The following is a 15,819-nucleotide window of genomic DNA, read 5'->3' as shown; positions in this document are numbered from 1 at the left end:
GTAGGGCCCGGCCGGGGGCGGTGTCCAGGCTGCTGCGCCGATAGCGGAATGGGGTGGCGCGCCACCGGCGGATCCGGTTGGGTCGGTGCCCATGAAGAGATTTCGGTTCGGGATCAACTGCCGCCACCAGGAGATCGACCACTGGACGCAGACGTGCCGGAGCAGCGAGCGGCTCGGCTACGACGTCATCCAGGCGCCGGACCACCTGGGCTCGGCGTCCCCGTTCGCGATGCTGGCCGCCGCCGCGGCGGTGACCTCCCGGATCCGCCTGGGCACCCTCGTCCTCAACAACGAGTTCTGGAACCCCGCGCTGCTGGCCCGCGAGGCCGCCACGGTCGACCGGCTCTCCGGCGGGCGGCTGGAGCTGGGGCTGGGCGCCGGCCACATGAAGTCGGAGTTCGAGGCCGCCGAGATCCCCTGGCGCCCCCACGCCGAACGCGTGGCCAACCTGGAGCGCAGCATCGGCGAACTGGACCGGCTCTTCGCCGAGGACGGCCAGCAGCCCCTGCCCACGCAGGTGCCGCGCCCGCCGCTGCTGATCGGCGCGCACGGCGAGCGGGGCCTGGACCTCGCCGCCCGGCACGCCGACATCGTGGGGTTCGCCGGGCTCACCCAGGTCCGGGGCGCCCGCATGGGCACCTTCCGGGTGGCCGACTCCGCGGAGACCCTGCGCCGGGTCGAGTTCGTCCGCGCCCGCGCGGGCTCGCGCGCCGAGGCGCTGGAGTTCAACGTGCTGGTGCAGGCGGTGGTGGTCACCGACGACGCCGAGAAGACCGCCGCCGAACTCGCGGCCGCCTACTCCACCCCCGGGCTGGACACCGCCGAGGCCGTGCTGGCGAGCCCCTACGTGCTCGTGGGCACGGCCGAGGAGATCGCCGACGAACTCGTGGCCAACCGGCGGCGGTTCGGGTTCAGCTACGTCACCACGCACGGCGCCTACCGCGACGCCCTGGCCGAGGCCATCCCGCGGGTGCGCCGCCGGGAGGAGGCGCTGGAGGCACCGCCCGCCGCGGCTCCGGCGGAGCCGGCGCCTCCCGGCGGGGTCTGAGCCGGGGGCCGCGCCGAGAGCGGGGCGGGGTTAGGACAGGGCGGCGGCGATCCCGGTGCCCGCGGCGCCCAGGGCGGCGCACACGGCCAGTCCGCCCAGGGCCACCCCCGCCGAAAGCCGCAGCCCCAGGCCGGCCAGGCGCGGCGCGGCCTGGCCGCGCGCGGCCGCCGCCTGGCGGGCCACCAGCGGCAGCAGCGCCACCCCGGCGGCGTAGACCACCACCACGGCCGCCGACGCCACCAGGAACGCCTGGCCGATCCCCGCGCCCGGGCGCGCGCCCCACAGCCCGGCCGCCGCCAGGGCGGGCACGGCCAGCAGCAGCGCCACGCACGCCGCACCCAGCAGGGCGGAGGCCACCGGCGCGGTGCCGCGTCGGCGCACCACCAGCAGCAGGCCCACCAGGGCCGCCATCATGACGGCGCCGACGACTCCGAACACAGCGATGTTGACCAGGGAATCCACCCCGTCATTATGGCACCGCCCCCGCGACGGCCCCGCCGGGAGCGGGCAGCGCGGGCCCGGGTGTGAACCGGATCTCGGCGAGGTCGTCGGCCCGGCGGCGGTCGAGCAGCAGCAGCGAGCGCGCGCCCGGCACCACCGCGCCGGGGCCGGCGGGGCAGTCGGCGAGCAGCCGCCGCCACCGGCGCACGTGGGTGCGGTGGCTGCGCGGCGCCACCTGGCGGCCGCGCAGGATCTGGCCGCGCAGCGCGTCGCCGGGGTCGCTGTCGATGAGCAGCAGGTGCACCTCGATCCCGCGCCGGCGGCAGTACCAGCCCAGCAGGCGGCGCACGGCGCGGCGGGTGCCGCTCTCGTGGACCACCACGGGGCCGCCGCCCCGCAGCGCGGCGAGGATGCGCAGGTAGTGCAGCAGGTGCATCAGGGGGCGCCAGAGGGGGTAGTGCACGGCGCTCAGCAGGGGGTGCAGCCGGTTGCGCGACTGCTGGGAGTCGACCACCCGCACGCCCGCCGGAGTGCGCACGGTGGCGGGCTCGCGGCCGGTCATGCCGAAGAGGCGGTTGAGCATGGTGCTCTTTCCCGCGCCGGGGATTCCGGCGACCAGGACCAGCGAGTTGGCGGGATAGCGCAGGACGGGGGGCACGGGGGAGATCCGCCGGGTCTGCGGAGAGCACCCCGACGCCGCGCCGGGTGCCGGGGCGGGAAGCGTCGATGGGGACATGAGGTGGTTATGCGCCTTTCGGATAAGCGGCGGCTAAGGGCGGGTGCGTTCATGGGCGGCTAAAGAGGATGGGATGGGCATATGTTCGGTACGCGGGGTATGCGCGTGGAGTGCGGGCCGTGCCGTCTGCGGAACGCTCCGGCGCCCCGCGGGGTGCCCGCCGCCCGAGCCGTCCGCGTGCCGGCCGGCGGGCCGAGTTGACGACGAGTGCAGGGAGTTCGGTGACATGGCACGTAGCGACCGCGGGATCCCGCTCGGGCCGGAGCTGCGGGCGCCGGCCATCGGCCAGGGGACCTGGCGGATGGGCGTCCGCGAGGACCGGCGCGCCGAGGAGGTGCGGGCGCTGCGTCAGGGCGTCGACCTGGGGCTGACCCTGATCGACACGGCGGAGATGTACGGCGACGGCGGTGCGGAGCGGGTGGTCGGCGAGGCCGTGGCGGGCCGGCGCGAGGAGGTCGTCCTCGTGTCGAAGGTGTACCCGAGCAACGCCGGACGACGCGGTGCCCGGACCGCCTGTGAGAGGAGCCTCACGCGGCTGGGCACCGACGTGATCGACGTCTACCTGGTGCACGGGCCGGGCCCGGTGCCGCTGTCGGAGACCGTGGCCGTCATGGAGGAGCTGCGCGACGAGGGCAAGATCCGGCACTGGGGGGTCTCCAACTACGACCGGGAGACCATGGAGCGGCTGTGGCGGGTGCCCTCCGGCCAGGCGTGCGTGACCAACCAGGTGCTCTACAACCTCGCCGCCCGGGGGATCGAGTACGACCTGCTGCCGTGGTGCCGCGACACCGCCCCCGCCCTGCCGACCATGGCGTACTCGCCGCTGGCCCAGGGCGGCCGGGCGCGCGAGCAGATCCTCGCCAATCCGGCGGTGCGCGAGGTTGCGGCGGGGCGCGGGGTGGCGCCCGCGCAGGTGGCGCTTGCCTGGACCGTCCGCGAGGGCGACGTGCTGGCGATCCCCAAGGCGGTCGACCCCGACCACGTCCGGCAGAACGCCGAGGCGCTCACCCTCGACCTGACCGCCGACGAACTCGCCGCCCTCGACACCGCGTTCCCGCCGCCGCGAAGCAGCCGCCCCCTGGAGATGTCCTGATTGAGGGGATCGGCGGCGCCCGCCTTGCGGGCGTGCGCAATTCCCGTGTGGAATCGCCGCGGGCGGATAGGGGCCGGTGGCGGTTTTGCGGCTGATTCCCGCCGCCGTGTCCGTATTGGGGCGGAGACGGCGGCGGGGGTGTTAAGACCTCCGCTGAGATGCGCGGACGGTCGGTTCTCCGCCTTATGCCCAGACGACTCCACGAACGGCCATGGTGGTGCTCCTCGGTTTTCGGTGACCGATAATTGTGTGCCCACTTTATGAGACGCTTATGCGTCGCCGCAGGCGGTTGATGATTCAGGGAAACGCGTTTTTCATTGGTTCGCGGGAATATCGGCCGTTCCGGCACGCACCCAAAGGGCCCGTTCCCGGCACGCGCGCCCGCCGCGCTCACGTCTGGCGCAGCCGCGACCCCGTCGGCGTCTTGACCACCTGCAGCCGCGTGGTGATCCGGGTGCGCAGGTCGGCCACGTGGCTGACCACGCCGACGGCGCGCCCGCCGTCCCGCAGGCCGTCCAGCACCCCCATCACCTCCTCCAGGGTTTCCTCGTCCAGGGTGCCGAACCCCTCGTCCACGAACAGGGTGCCGATGTCGCCGCCGCCCGCCTCTTGGGCCGCCACGTCGCCCAGCCCCAGCGCCAGCGCCAGCGAGCCCACGAAGGTCTCACCGCCCGACAGGGTGGCGGGGTCGCGCTCCTGGCCGGTCCAGGCGTCCAGCACGCGCAGGCCCAGCCCGCCGCCCGAGCGCGACCGGTCGCCCGCGGCCCTGTCCACGGTGTGCCGCAGTTCGTAGCGGCCGTTGTGCATGGTCCGCAGCCGGTCGTTGGCCGCGGCCACCACCTGCTCCAGGCGCGCCGCCAGCACGTAGGCCGACAGCCGCACGCTCTCCCGGTTGTCGGCGGAGGTCCCGGCGACCAGGCGGGCCAGGCCGTCGGCGACGGTGTGGCGGCGCCGGGCCGGCCGGGAGTCAGCGAGCAGGCGGTCGAGGTCGGCCCGCAGGTCGGCGAGCCGGCGCGCCCGCTGCTCGAAGCGGTCGCGCCAGGTCAGCGCGGCCTCGGCCGCGGCCTCCGCCCGCCGGGCGAGGTCTGCCAGCGCGGCGAGGTCGGGCTCGGGGCGCGCGGCGGCCTCGGCGACCTCGGGGTCGGCCAGCACGGCCTCGACGGCCGCGACCCGGTCCTCGTGCGCGCGGATGTCGGCGCGCAGCCGGGCGCGCTCCTCCTCGCCGCGCTCGGCCGCCCACACCGCCTCGGCGTCGGCGAACCCGGCCTCGGCCACGGCCCGCCGCGCCTCGCGCGCGGCACCGGCCAGCTCCTCGGCCGCCGCCGCGCGCCTATCCAGTGCCGCAACGGCGTCGGCGAGCAGGTCGGCCTCGCCGGTCAGCCGCCCGATCCGCGCGGCCAGGTCGGGGTCGGCGCCCCGCGCCGCGTCGAGCAGCGCCGCCAGCCGCTCGCGCTCCTCGGCGCGCCCGGCGCGCCGCTCGGCCAGGGCCGCGAGGTCGGCGCGGAGCGCGGACTCGCGCGTCCGCGCCGCCTCCACGGCGGAGTCGATCCGGGCCAGGCGCCCGGTCAGGCGCTCCACCTCGGCGGCCGCGGCGTCCAGCCGCGCCAGTTCGGCGCGCCGCCGCTCCTCCAGGCCGCGGGCCTCGGCCTCGTCCGCCCCGCCCGCATCGGCCCGGGCGGCCTCCAGCCGGTCCTTCAGCGAGGCCGCCGCGCTCTCGGCGCGGCTGCGTCCGGCCGCCGCGGTGTCGGCCCGGGCCTGGGCCCGCTCCTCGTCCTCGGGGGAGGGGCGGTCGGCCGCACCCCGCGCGGGCGCGGGGTGCTCGGCCGAACCGCACACCGGGCACGGCCGCCCCGGGGCGAGCGCGTCGGCGAGTTCGGCGGCCATGCCCTCGATCCGCCGCCGCCGGATGTCGAGCAGGCGGTCGGCCGCCGCCTGCGCCGCGTCCACCGCCGCGACGCGCTCGGCCTCGGCGCGCGCGAGGTCGGCGCCCAGGCGCACCACCGCCTCGGCCGCCTCGCGCCGGCGCCGGGCCAGCAGCAGCGCGGCTTCGGCGGCCTCGCGCGAACCGGTGCGCCGGCGGGCCTCCTCCAGTTCGGCGGCGGTGTGCTCGCGCTGCCCGGGCAGGTCGGCGGCGCCGGCCCGGCACTCCTCCAGTTCGCGCTCGGCCGCGCGGGCGCGCGCGTCGATGCCGGCGATGTCGGCGTCCACCGCGCCGAGCCGGTCGGCCTCGCCGCGCAGCTGCTCCAGCCGCGCCACCTCGGCCCGCCGCTCGCGCTCGGCCTCGGCCAGCGCCGCCCGCCGGCGCGCCGCCTCCTGGGGGTCCTCGGTATCGGAGCCGGCGCCGGGCGGCGGCCCGCCGGCGAGCTCGCGCACCAGGGCCAGGCGCTCGGCGGCGTCCAGGTCGGCCTTGTCCAGCTGGGTCCTGCGGTGCTCCTCGGTGCGCAGCAGGAGGACGGCCGCGGCGGCGCGTTCGGCCGCGGCCAGTTCGGCGCGGGCAGCGGCGCAGGCGGGCTCCCGCTCGGCCAGGGCCGCCCGGCGGACCAGCGCCTCGGCGTGGCGGCGGCGCCGGTCCGCCAGGGCGCGGGCCTCCTCCACGGCCAGGCGGGCGCTATCGCGCTCGGCCAGCGCCGCATCGACCACCGGCCGGGTGTCGCGGGCGGTGGCGGCGGTGACCGAGGCCAGCTCGGCGGCCCAGGGCGCCAGCGCGTCCAGGTCGCCGGCCTCGGGGCGCGGCGCCCGGCCGACCTCGGCGATCGCGTCGGCCTTGCGCAAAACCGCCTCCTCGGCGCGGGCGGCGGCCTGGCCCAGGGAGCGGGCGCGGTCGGCCAGCCAGTCCTCCACGCGCGCGAACACGCCGGTGGCGAAGATCCGCTCCAGGCTGGCCCGCCGCTCCTTGGCGTCGGCGCGCAGGAACCGGGCGAACTCCCCCTGGGGCAGCAGCACGATCTGGCAGAACTGCGCCAGGGACAGCCCCAGCAGGTCGTCGACGATCTGCCCGGCCTCGTCGGGGCGGTTGGTCAGCCCGCGCCAGCGCCCCTCGACCAGTTCGCTGACCACCACCTTGGCCTTCTCCTCGGTGGTGCCCGTGCCTCGCTTCTTGGGCCGCCGCCAGGCGGGGGAGCGGCTGATGGACAGCCGCCGCCCGCGCACGGTCAGCTCCAGCTCCACCCGGGGCGCCACCCCGGGGGCGGCGTGGTTGCTGCGCGGGGACTTCGCGGCCTCGCGCACGCCAGGCACCCGCCCGTAGAGCGCGAAGCACACGGCGTCCAGCACCGAGGTCTTGCCGGCGCCCGTGGGGCCGTGGATGAGGAACAGCCCGCCGTCGCCCAGCCGGTCGAAGTCCACGGTCTCGGTCCCGGCGAACGGCCCGAACGCCTGGACGGTCAGGGTGTGCAGTCGCATCAGCGCGCGGCCTCCCGGTGCCGGATGTCCTCGAACGCGGCGCGCACCAGGCGCCGCTCCTCGTCGGTGGCGGGCGCGCCGCGCGCCCAGTCCACGAAGTCCAGCACCAGTTCGGGCTCGCTGCGGTCGGCGGTGCGCCGCGCCCACGCGCGGTCCTCCTCGGCCCGCCCGCCCTCGGGCGCGAAGTCCAGCACCAGCGTGTGCGGGAAGCGCTCGCGCAGCCGGTCCATGGGCAGGGCCGGGCGCAGCGGGTCGGTCAGGGTGACCTGCAGCCAGTGGCCGGTGTAGCGCTCCCACTCCGGGCCGGAGAGTAGGTCCTCGAGCCGGCCGCGGAGGCGGGCCAGCGGCCGGGGCACCGGCGCCTCGACGAAGTGCGCGCCGACGAACCCCGATGCGTCCAGTTCCACCAGCCACGAGCCCTTGACGTGGTGCTCCTCGGAGAAGGAGTAGGCCAGCGGGGAGCCGGAGTAGCGCACCGACCCGGCCATGGTCTGGCGGCCGTGCAGGTGGCCCAGCGCCACATAGTCCACGCCCGCGTAGAGCGAGACGGGCACATGGGCGGCGCCGCCCACGGCGATGTCGCGCTCGCTGTCGGAGGGCGCCCCGCCGGTGACGAAGGCGTGGGAGAGCACCACCGAGCGGGTGCCCGCCGGGCGCGCGGCGAGGTCGGCGCGGACCAGGTCCATGGCGTGGCCCAGCACGGCGGGGTGCCCGCGTCCGGCCAGCCCCCAGTGCGGCCGGGCGATCTCGGGCTCCAGGTAGGGGATCCCGTAGAAGGCGACCGGCCCGTGGCGGTCCTCGACCACCACCGGCGTGCCGACCTGCTCCAGCGCCGCGCGCACGTGCACGCCGGAGGCGTCGATGAGGTCGGCGGCGTAGGCCAGCCGCGCCATGGAGTCGTGGTTGCCCGCGATCAGCACCGCACGGGCGCCCGTGGCGCGGATGCGGCGCAGCGCCTCGCCGAACAGCCGGACCGCCTCCACCGGCGGCAGGGCGCGGTCGTAGAGGTCGCCGGAGACCACCACCACGTCCACCGCCTCGGCGCGGACCGTATCGACCAGGTGGTCGACGAACGCCGCCTGCGCGTCGATCAGGTTCTCGCGGTGGAACGAGCGGCCCAGATGCCAGTCGGAGGTGTGCAAGAGGCGCATGTTCCGGCAGCGTAGTGCAGGGCGGGCCGGGACCGCAGCGGCGCAGGTGAGGGCGCGGCCCCGGACCGCCGGGCGGGGGTGCTAGGGCAGCCGGCGCGCCATGGTGAGGCCGTCGCCGATGGGCAGCAGCACCAGGCGGGTGCGGTCGTCGGCCAGGGCGTGGTCGTTGAAGTCGCGGATGGCCTGGACCTCGGGGGAGTCCTGGGCGGGGTCGACCACGCGGCCGTGGGAGAGCGTGTTGTCGACCAGCAGCACCCCGCCCGGGCGCATGCGCGGCACGAGTTCGTCCCAGTAGCCGATGTAGCCGGTCTTGTCGGCGTCGATGAAGGCGAGGTCGAAGGCGGGGCCGGGCGGCAGGGCGCGCAGGGTCTCCAGGGCCGGGCCCAGCCGCAGGTCGACCTTGTGCGCCACGCCGGCGCGCTCCCAGTAGCGGCGCGCCACCGAGGTCCACTCCTCGCTGAGGTCCAGGGCCAGCAGGGTGCCGTCGTCGGGGATGCCGCGCGCCAGGCAGATGGAGGAGTAGCCGGTGAACGTACCGACCTCCACCACGTCGCGCGCCCCGGCGATCTGGGCCAGCAGCGTCATGAACGTGCCCTGCTCGGGGCCGATCTGCATGGTGGTGAGGTCGGGGTAGCGCCGGGCGGTCTCCTCGGCGAGGTCGCCGAGCACGTCGTCGACCGGCGCGCCGTGCGCGACCAGGTACTCCAGGAGTTCCGGGGTGAGCGGTTCGGTGTGGCGAGTCACACCGGACACTCTAGACCCGCGCGCCCCGGCGGATCACGCCTCCGGCAGCAGTTCGGGCCAGGGGAAGAGGTAGAAGGTGAGCAGGACGATGGCGACCGTCAGGGCCGGGGTGACGATCAGCCGCTCGACCTTGCCGTCGGTGGTGAACCCGATGTTCTGCCCGAACCGGTACTTCCAGAACGGCCACAGCAGCGGGACGCCCATCTCGGTGGCCATGTCGCCGATGAAGTGCAGGAGGCAGCCGAACGCCACGGCCAGGCCGATCCAGGTGTAGTCCACGCCCGAGGTGTAGAGGGCCAGCGTGATGCCGCCGACGACCATCGCGGTGATGACCTCCGAGGCCACCCGGTTCTTCTCCGAGCCGAACCCCAGCCCGTTGAACGCGATGCCCACGAGCAGGAACACGAAGACCTGCACGGCGAGGTCGGACCACAGCGCCAGCACCTGGGTGACCACCCCCAGCAGCACGGCGAACAGCAGCGAGTGGGTGCCGTTGCGGTGCCCGCCGAACATCCAGGCGAAGACCAGGCTCAGCCACCGGGTGACCGCGCCGTAGGTCTGGCTGATGGTGCTGCTCTTGGAGTCGAGGTCGGGGATGAGGGCGGCCCCCGCGCACACCAGCGAGCCGGCCACGATCTCGCCGGGCCCGATGTCGAACTGGATGCCCAGGAACTCCCGGCCCTGGACGAAGGGAACGATCGCCATCCAGCCGACCACGCCGCTGAGCGCGTGAGAGTGCCCCATCATGGCGGGAACCGTAGCGGTTGTCGGGTTTCCTGGCGAATCCGGACGGGTTTTCGGCGGGCGCGAACAAGGAGGCCGGCGCGCATCCAACCGCGCCGGGTGGGCACGGCGCGCCCCACGTCCGATTCGGGCGGCGCGGGCACCGCGCCCCGATTGTGAACAACGCGTGACGCGCGCGGTGTAAATCGTTGACGCAATTCTGTCCACGCTGGTAAACAACCAACTGTTCGTGTCGCGATCACCGCAATACCACCCCGTCCCCCCGTCATCGCCACAGAGGGGTAGCCCAGCCCATGGCCAGATCGCAGGACCGTCCCGGGCGGCGCGCCGCCGCCGCTCTCTCGGCGCTCAAGACCTCCTCCGCCGCCGTCCTGGCCGCCGCGCTCGCGGCCCTGCCCGCCGCCCCCGCCGCGGCCTCGCCCGGCGCCGGCGGCGGCGAGGGCGACACCCTCACCATCGCGGTCTCCCAACCGGTCGACTCGCTGAGCCCGTTCCTCGCCCAGAGGCTGATCAGCACGAACATCCACCGGCTGGCCTACGACTACCTCACCAACTACGACCCCGAGACCAACGAGCCCATCCCCGCGCTCGCGGAGTCCTGGGAGACCACCGACGAGGGCCGCACCTGGACCTTCACCATCCGCGACGACGTCGAGTGGAGCGACGGCGAACCCCTCACCGCCGAGGACATCGCCTGGACCTACACCACGATGATGGAGGACGAGGGCGCCGCCACCGCCAACGGCAACTTCGTCGCCAACTTCGAGAGCGCCACCGCGGTCGACGACACCACCCTGCGCATCGAGCTGGCGGAGCCGCAGGCCACCATGCTCGCCCTGGACATCCCCATCGTGCCCAAGCACGTCTGGGAGGACGTCGAGGACTTCGGCGCGTTCAACAACGACGAGGACTTCCCGATCGTCGGCAGCGGTCCCTTCGTCATCACCGACCACCGGCCCAACCAGTCGATCACGCTGGAGGCCAACGAGGACTACTGGCGCGACCCGCCCAAGTTCGACCGGCTGGTGTTCCGCTACATGCCGGAGAAGGACGCCCAGGTCGAGGCGCTGCGCGCCGGCGAGGTCTCCTTCATCGCCGACCTGACGCCCGCCCAGGCCGACGCCCTGGGCGAGACCGAGAACATCGCCGTCAACGAGGCCACCGGCAAGCGGTTCCAGGCGTTCACCGTCAACCCCGGCGCCCGCACCCAGGACGGCGAGGAGTTCGGCGACGGCCACCCCGCCCTCACCGACCGCGTGCTGCGCCAGGCCATCATGCGCGCGATCGACAAGAACGAGATCGTGGAGTCGGTCTACGGCGGCTACGCCGAACCCGCCGGCGGCTACATCCCGGCGCGCTACGAGGACTACCACTGGGAGCCCGGCGACGACGACCCGCTCGGCTTCGACGTCGAGGCCGCCAACGAGATGCTGGACGAGGCCGGCTACGAGAGGGGCGACGACGGCGTGCGCGTCTCGCCCGACGGCGACCGCCTGGAACTGCGCCTGCACGTCCACAACGACCGCCCCGACTACGTCGCCATGGGCCGCCTCATCGACGAGCGCCTGGCCGACATCGGCATCGAGATCGACAACCAGACCGTCGACCCCGGTGTGCTCAGCGACGCCCTCTACAACGGCACCTACGACCTCATCTTCACCGGGTGGTCGGTCAACCCCGACCCCGACTACGTCCTGGGCATCCACACCTGCGACGCGCTGCCGGTGGAGCGCGGCACCATGCGCACCGACGCCTACTTCTGCGACGAGGAGTACGACCGCCTCTACGAGCAGCAGTTGGCCAACTACGACGACCCCGAGGGCCGCGCCGAGCAGATCCGCCAGATGCAGGAGATCCTCTACGAGGAGGCCGTGGTCAACGTCCTGACCTACGCCGACGTCCTGGAGGCCTACCGCACCGACCAGATCTCCGACATCCAGGTCCAGCCCGACCCCGGCGGCAACATCTGGGGCCAGGACGGGCACTGGGCCTGGACCTCGGCCACCCCCGCCGAGCCGGCCGCCGCCGCCGGCCCCGGCGTGCCCACCTGGGCGCTGGCCGGCGTGGGCGTGCTCGTCCTGGTCGCGGTGGTCGGCGGGGTCGTCCTGCTGCGCCGCCGCTCCGCCACCGCCGAGGACCGGGAGTAGCCCCATGACCGCGCCACCCGCCGCCGGAGCGCCCGCCACCGGCGCCGCCCCCGCCCCCGCCCCGCGCCGGGGCGGGCGGCGGGGCGGCCTGCCGCCCACCGTGCGCTACCTGGGCGGGCGCATCCTCACCGCCCTGGTGTCGCTGCTCGCCGTGATGGTCACCAGCTTCTTCCTGTTCCGCGTGCTGCCCGGCGACCCGGTCACCGCGCTCACCCAGGGCCGGGCCGTCACGGTGGAGCAGCTGGAGGCCATGCGGCGGGAGTTCGGCCTGGACCAGCCGCTGCCCCAGCAGTTCCTCGACTACTGCCTGGGCATGCTCACCCTGGACTTCGGCACCTCCTACCAGTACCGGGTGCCGGTGGCCGACCTCATCGTGGAGCGGCTGGGGCCCACCCTGCTGCTGGCCGGCACCGGCACGGTGATCGCCGCCGCGCTCGGCCTGGCGCTGGGCACCCGCGCCGGGTGGCGGCGCGGCTCGGTCATGGACCGGGTCGACACCGGCGTGGCGCTCACCCTGTGGTCGGTGCCGTCCTTCTGGCTGGGCCTGCTGCTGATCGTGCTGCTGGCCTCGGGCGCCGGGCTGTTCCCCACCAGCGGGATGTCCACGCCCGGGGTCACCGGCACGCTCAACGTCGCCCTGGACGTCGCCCACCACATGGTGCTTCCGGTGGCCACCATGGTCGCCGTGGTCTACGCCCAGTACATGATGATCATGCGGTCCTCGCTGGTGGACGAGGCGGGCTCGGACTACCTCACCACCGCCCGCGCCAAGGGCCTGCGCGACGCGCTCGTGCTGCGCCGCCACGCCGTGCCCAACGCGCTGCTGCCCACGGTCACGCTCATCTTCCTCAACCTGGGCCGGGTGGTCTCGGGCGTCATCCTCATCGAGACGGTGTTCGCCTGGCCCGGCCTGGGCTCGCTGTTCTACTCGGGGCTGCGCGTGCCCGACCTGCCCATCGTCCAGGCCCTCTTCGTCGTCTTCGCGGGCTCGGTGATCCTGATGAACCTCCTGGCCGACCTGGTGTACCCCCTGCTGGACCCGCGGGTGCGCACATGAGCGCCGCCCCGGCCGCGGCCCCGCCCGCGGGCACGCCGGCGAGCCGGCGCCGCCTGGCCTGGGCGCGCCGGCGCCGCGCCCTGGCCGGCTACGCCCGCGCCTACGCCGCCAACCGGGGCGGCATGGCCGGCCTGGCCGCGCTGCTGCTGATCGCGGCGGCGGCCCTGGCCGCCCCGCTGTTCGTCAGCCCCGCCGACCTCTCCCTCACCGACGCCGCGGGCGGCCGCTTCGACCCGCCCGGCGCCGGCGCGCCCCTGGGCACCGACCCCTACGGCCGCTCGGTGCTGGACCTGGTGGTGTGGGGCGCCCGCATCTCGCTGACGGTGGGGTTCCTCGCCGCGTTCGTGTCGGTGGCGCTGGGCACGCTGGTCGGCGTCATCGCCGGCCACTACGGCGGATGGGCCGGCAACGTGCTGATGCGCGTCACCGACTGGTTCGCCGTGCTGCCGGCCCTGGTGATGGCGGTGGCGCTGGCGGCGGTCATGACCCGCAGCACGCTCACCATCGTCATCGCCATCGGGGTCACCGCCTGGCCGGCCACCGCGCGCGTGGTGCGGGCCCAGACCCTGGCGGTGGAGGCCCGGCCGTTCATCGAGCGGGCGCGGGCGCTGGGCGGTGGCCACGCCCACGTCATGCTGCGCCACGTGCTGCCCAACGTCATGCCCGTGGTGCTCGCCCAGACCACCCTGCTGGTCGCCGAGGCCATCATGATGGAGGCCACCCTGGCCTTCCTCGGCCTGGGCGACCCCGCCACCGTCTCCTGGGGCGGGATCATCCAGGACGCCCGCACCGCCGGCGCCATCAGCTCCGGCATCTGGTGGTACATGGTGCCGCCCGGCGTGGCCATCGCCGCGGTGTCCCTTGCCTTCACCATGTGCGGGCGCACGCTGGAGAGCGTGCTCAACCCCCGGCTGCGGGAGCGCCAGTGAACCACCTCGACGTCCGCGACCTGCACGTGGCCTACCGCACCGCCGCGGGCGAGGTCCCCGCCGTGCGCGGGGTCTCCTTCGGCATCGCCCCCGGAAGCAAGCTCGGCGTGGCCGGGGAGTCGGGCTGCGGGAAGTCCACCGTGGCGCTGGCCCTGCTGCGGCTGCTGCCGGCCACCGCGCGCGTCAGCGGCCAGGTGCTGCTCGACGGCGAGGACGTGCTGGGCATGCGCTGGGGCCGGCTGCGCGCGGTGCGCTGGGCCGGGGCCTCCATCGTGTTCCAGGGCGCCATGCACTCGCTCAACGCCGTGCACCGCGTCGGCGACCAGATCGCCGAACCCGTCCTCGTGCACGGCCAGGCCACCCCCGCCCAGGCGCGGCGGCGCGTGGGCGAGCTGCTGGAGCAGGTGGGGCTGCCCGCGTGGCGGGCGCGCTCCTACCCCCACGAACTGTCGGGCGGGCAGCGCCAGCGCGCCATGATCGCGATGGCGCTGGCCTGCCGGCCGCGGCTGGTCATCGCCGACGAGCCCACCACCGCGCTCGACGTCATGATCCAGGCGCAGATCCTGCGGCTGATCGACGACCTGGTCACCGGCAGCGGGATCAGCATGCTGATGATCAGCCACGACCTGTCGGTGCTGGCCGACACCTGCGACCGGCTGGCGGTGATGTACGCCGGACGCGTCGTCGAGGAGGGACCGGCCCGCGCCGTGTTCGCCGGCGCCCGCCACCCCTACGGCGCCGCGCTGAGCGCCGCGTTCCCCCGCGTGGGCGACCCCGCATCGCGGCGGGCGCCGCGCGGCCTGCCCGGCGATCCGCCCGACCCCGCCGACCTGCCCGCCGGCTGCGCGTTCCGGCCGCGGTGCCCGCAGGCCCAGGACCGCTGCGCCGAGGTCGCCCCCGTGCTGTGGCCGGCCGGACCCGACCGCACGGCCGCCTGCGTGCGGGTGCTCTCGGCCGAGGACGCCCGCGCCCGCGGGGTGCCGCCGCCCGGCGAGTCCGGGGAGGGCGGGGCGGCCCCCGCCGCCGCCCAGGCCGCCGCGCCCGCCGAGCGGACCGGCGGCGCCGACGACCCCGGCGGCGACCGCGCCCCCGAGCCCGAGGAGACCCGATGACGGTGCCCGCCGCGCCCGCGGCCCCCGACCAGCCGGCGCCCGCCCCGGCCGATCCGGTGCTGCGCGCCGCCGGCCTGCACGTCACCTTCACCGGGCGCGGCGGCCGGGCCGCCCGCGCGGTCGACGGCGTGGACCTGGAGGTCCGCCCCGGCGAGATCGTCGCACTGGTGGGGGAGTCGGGCTGCGGCAAGTCCACCCTGGCGCGCGCCCTGCTGGGCCTGGTGCGGCCCACCTCCGGCCAGGTGGCCTACCACGGCCGCCCGCTGGACTACCGCCCCCGGGCGCTCAAGCGGTTCCGCGAGCGCGCCCAGCTGGTGCTGCAGGACCCCAGCGGCTCGCTCAACCCCCGCCACACCGTCTACGACGCCGTGGCCGAGGGGCGGCGCATCCACAGCGGGGCCACTGCCGACGAGCAGGAGCGCGTGGCCGAGGCGCTGGCCCGCGCGGGGCTGCGCCCGCCCGAGCGGTTCTTCCTGCGCTACCCCCACGAGCTGTCGGGCGGGCAGCGCCAGCGGGTCGTCATCGCGGGCGCGCTGATCCTCGACCCCGAGGTGATCGTCGCCGACGAGCCGGTGGCCTCCCTGGACGCCTCGGTGCGCGGCGAGATCCTGGGGCTGCTGATGCGGCTGCGCGACGACTTCGGCCTGGCGGCGCTGGTGGTCACCCACGACCTCGGCCTGGCCTGGAACATCGCCGACCGCATCGCCGTGATGTACCTGGGCCGGGTGGTGGAGACCGGCACGGTCGAGGAGGTGCTGTCGGCGCCCCGCCACCCCTACACCCGGGCGCTGCTGTCGGTGCTGCCCGAGGCCGGGCACGAGCCGCAGGTGCTCGCCGGGGAGCCGCCCGACCCCACGCGCGTGCCCGGCGGCTGCCGGTTCCACGCGCGCTGCCCGGTGCTGGCCTCGGGCGAGGCCGAGGCGGCCGGGGTGGCCGAGCGCTGCCGCACCGAGGACCCGGGCCCGCTGCCCGCCGACGGCGCGGCCCGCGCCGCCTGCCACTGGGCGCGTGCCACGCGGGGCGGCTGAGCCCCGCTGACAGGCCGCCACGCGCCGACCGCGAAGTCGGGGAACGTGATGCCATCCGGGACGAAGAACACCGGCATCCTGCCGTCGACCGGGTTACCGGCCGCGTTCTCCTGGGGAGGACGGTCCCCGGGCACGCCGGTCAGGGCGTCGACCGAGCCGCGCGAGCCGGCCGCCGAGGTCCCCGGCC

The 15,819-nt window shown here is 75.5% G+C and carries 13 protein-coding genes; 7 read left to right on the top strand and 6 right to left on the bottom strand.

The window, feature by feature from the left end:
- Positions 1–91 precede the first annotated feature (91 nt).
- The gene (locus tag HNR12_RS06325) at positions 92–1,048 is read left to right on the top strand and encodes a TIGR03621 family F420-dependent LLM class oxidoreductase (RefSeq protein WP_179766624.1); all 957 of its coding nucleotides are present in this window, start codon (positions 92–94) and stop codon (positions 1,046–1,048) included.
- 30 nt (positions 1,049–1,078) lie between these two features.
- Here HNR12_RS06325 and HNR12_RS06320 read toward each other — a convergent pair whose 3' ends face one another.
- Together HNR12_RS06320 and HNR12_RS06315 are read right to left on the bottom strand one after the other, a co-directional pair.
- Entirely contained in the window at positions 1,079–1,510 is a 432-nt protein-coding gene (locus HNR12_RS06320; protein WP_179766623.1) for a hypothetical protein, read from the bottom strand.
- Between the two features lie 7 nt (positions 1,511–1,517).
- Complete coding sequence (locus HNR12_RS06315; protein WP_246425010.1) at positions 1,518–2,225, bottom strand: ATP-binding protein; 708 nt, start codon at positions 2,223–2,225, stop codon at positions 1,518–1,520.
- Positions 2,226–2,451: 226 nt separating this feature from the next.
- On the opposite strand from HNR12_RS06315, the gene HNR12_RS06310 reads away from it, so the two are divergent.
- Positions 2,452–3,318, top strand: coding sequence for an aldo/keto reductase (locus HNR12_RS06310; RefSeq protein ID WP_179766622.1), 867 nt, complete (start codon positions 2,452–2,454; stop codon positions 3,316–3,318).
- 390 nt (positions 3,319–3,708) lie between these two features.
- Here the strand turns inward: HNR12_RS06310 and HNR12_RS06305 are convergent, their stop codons facing one another.
- The 4 genes from HNR12_RS06305 to HNR12_RS06290 all read right to left on the bottom strand — a co-directional run bounded on the left by HNR12_RS06305 (position 3,709) and on the right by HNR12_RS06290 (position 9,362).
- Positions 3,709–6,720, bottom strand: coding sequence for an AAA family ATPase (locus tag HNR12_RS06305; protein WP_179766621.1), 3,012 nt, complete (start codon positions 6,718–6,720; stop codon positions 3,709–3,711).
- The gene (locus tag HNR12_RS06300; RefSeq protein WP_179766620.1) at positions 6,720–7,871 is read right to left on the bottom strand and encodes an exonuclease SbcCD subunit D; all 1,152 of its coding nucleotides are present in this window, start codon (positions 7,869–7,871) and stop codon (positions 6,720–6,722) included. The genes HNR12_RS06305 and HNR12_RS06300 overlap by 1 nt, the downstream gene beginning before the upstream one ends.
- A gap of 81 nt (positions 7,872–7,952) precedes the next feature.
- Positions 7,953–8,615, bottom strand: a complete 663-nt coding sequence (locus HNR12_RS06295; RefSeq protein ID WP_179766619.1) for an O-methyltransferase — start codon at positions 8,613–8,615, stop codon at positions 7,953–7,955.
- A 33-nt stretch (positions 8,616–8,648) separates the two neighbouring features.
- Entirely contained in the window at positions 8,649–9,362 is a 714-nt protein-coding gene (locus HNR12_RS06290; RefSeq protein ID WP_179766618.1) for a metal-dependent hydrolase, read from the bottom strand.
- A gap of 290 nt (positions 9,363–9,652) precedes the next feature.
- On the opposite strand from HNR12_RS06290, the gene HNR12_RS06285 reads away from it, so the two are divergent.
- The 5 genes from HNR12_RS06285 to HNR12_RS06265 are packed head-to-tail and all read left to right on the top strand — an operon-like array spanning position 9,653 to position 15,632.
- On the top strand, positions 9,653–11,506 hold the full coding sequence (locus HNR12_RS06285) for an ABC transporter substrate-binding protein (RefSeq protein WP_179766617.1): 1,854 nt from the start codon (positions 9,653–9,655) through the stop codon (positions 11,504–11,506).
- 4 nt (positions 11,507–11,510) lie between these two features.
- On the top strand, positions 11,511–12,563 hold the full coding sequence (locus HNR12_RS06280; RefSeq protein WP_179766616.1) for an ABC transporter permease: 1,053 nt from the start codon (positions 11,511–11,513) through the stop codon (positions 12,561–12,563).
- Entirely contained in the window at positions 12,560–13,492 is a 933-nt protein-coding gene (locus HNR12_RS06275) for an ABC transporter permease (RefSeq protein ID WP_179766615.1), read from the top strand. The genes HNR12_RS06280 and HNR12_RS06275 overlap by 4 nt, the downstream gene beginning before the upstream one ends.
- Complete coding sequence (locus HNR12_RS06270; protein ID WP_179766614.1) at positions 13,489–14,604, top strand: oligopeptide/dipeptide ABC transporter ATP-binding protein; 1,116 nt, start codon at positions 13,489–13,491, stop codon at positions 14,602–14,604. The genes HNR12_RS06275 and HNR12_RS06270 overlap by 4 nt, the downstream gene beginning before the upstream one ends.
- Complete coding sequence (locus HNR12_RS06265) at positions 14,601–15,632, top strand: ABC transporter ATP-binding protein (protein WP_179766613.1); 1,032 nt, start codon at positions 14,601–14,603, stop codon at positions 15,630–15,632. Before HNR12_RS06270 ends, HNR12_RS06265 begins: the two co-directional genes overlap by 4 nt.
- Positions 15,633–15,819: the final 187 nt, after the last annotated feature.

The sequence above is a fragment of the Streptomonospora nanhaiensis genome, from assembly GCF_013410565.1.
Lineage (GTDB): Bacteria > Actinomycetota > Actinomycetes > Streptosporangiales > Streptosporangiaceae > Streptomonospora > Streptomonospora nanhaiensis.
The sequence above is the reverse complement of the archived record's forward strand: the minus strand, read 5'-3'. Positions and strand labels throughout refer to the sequence as shown.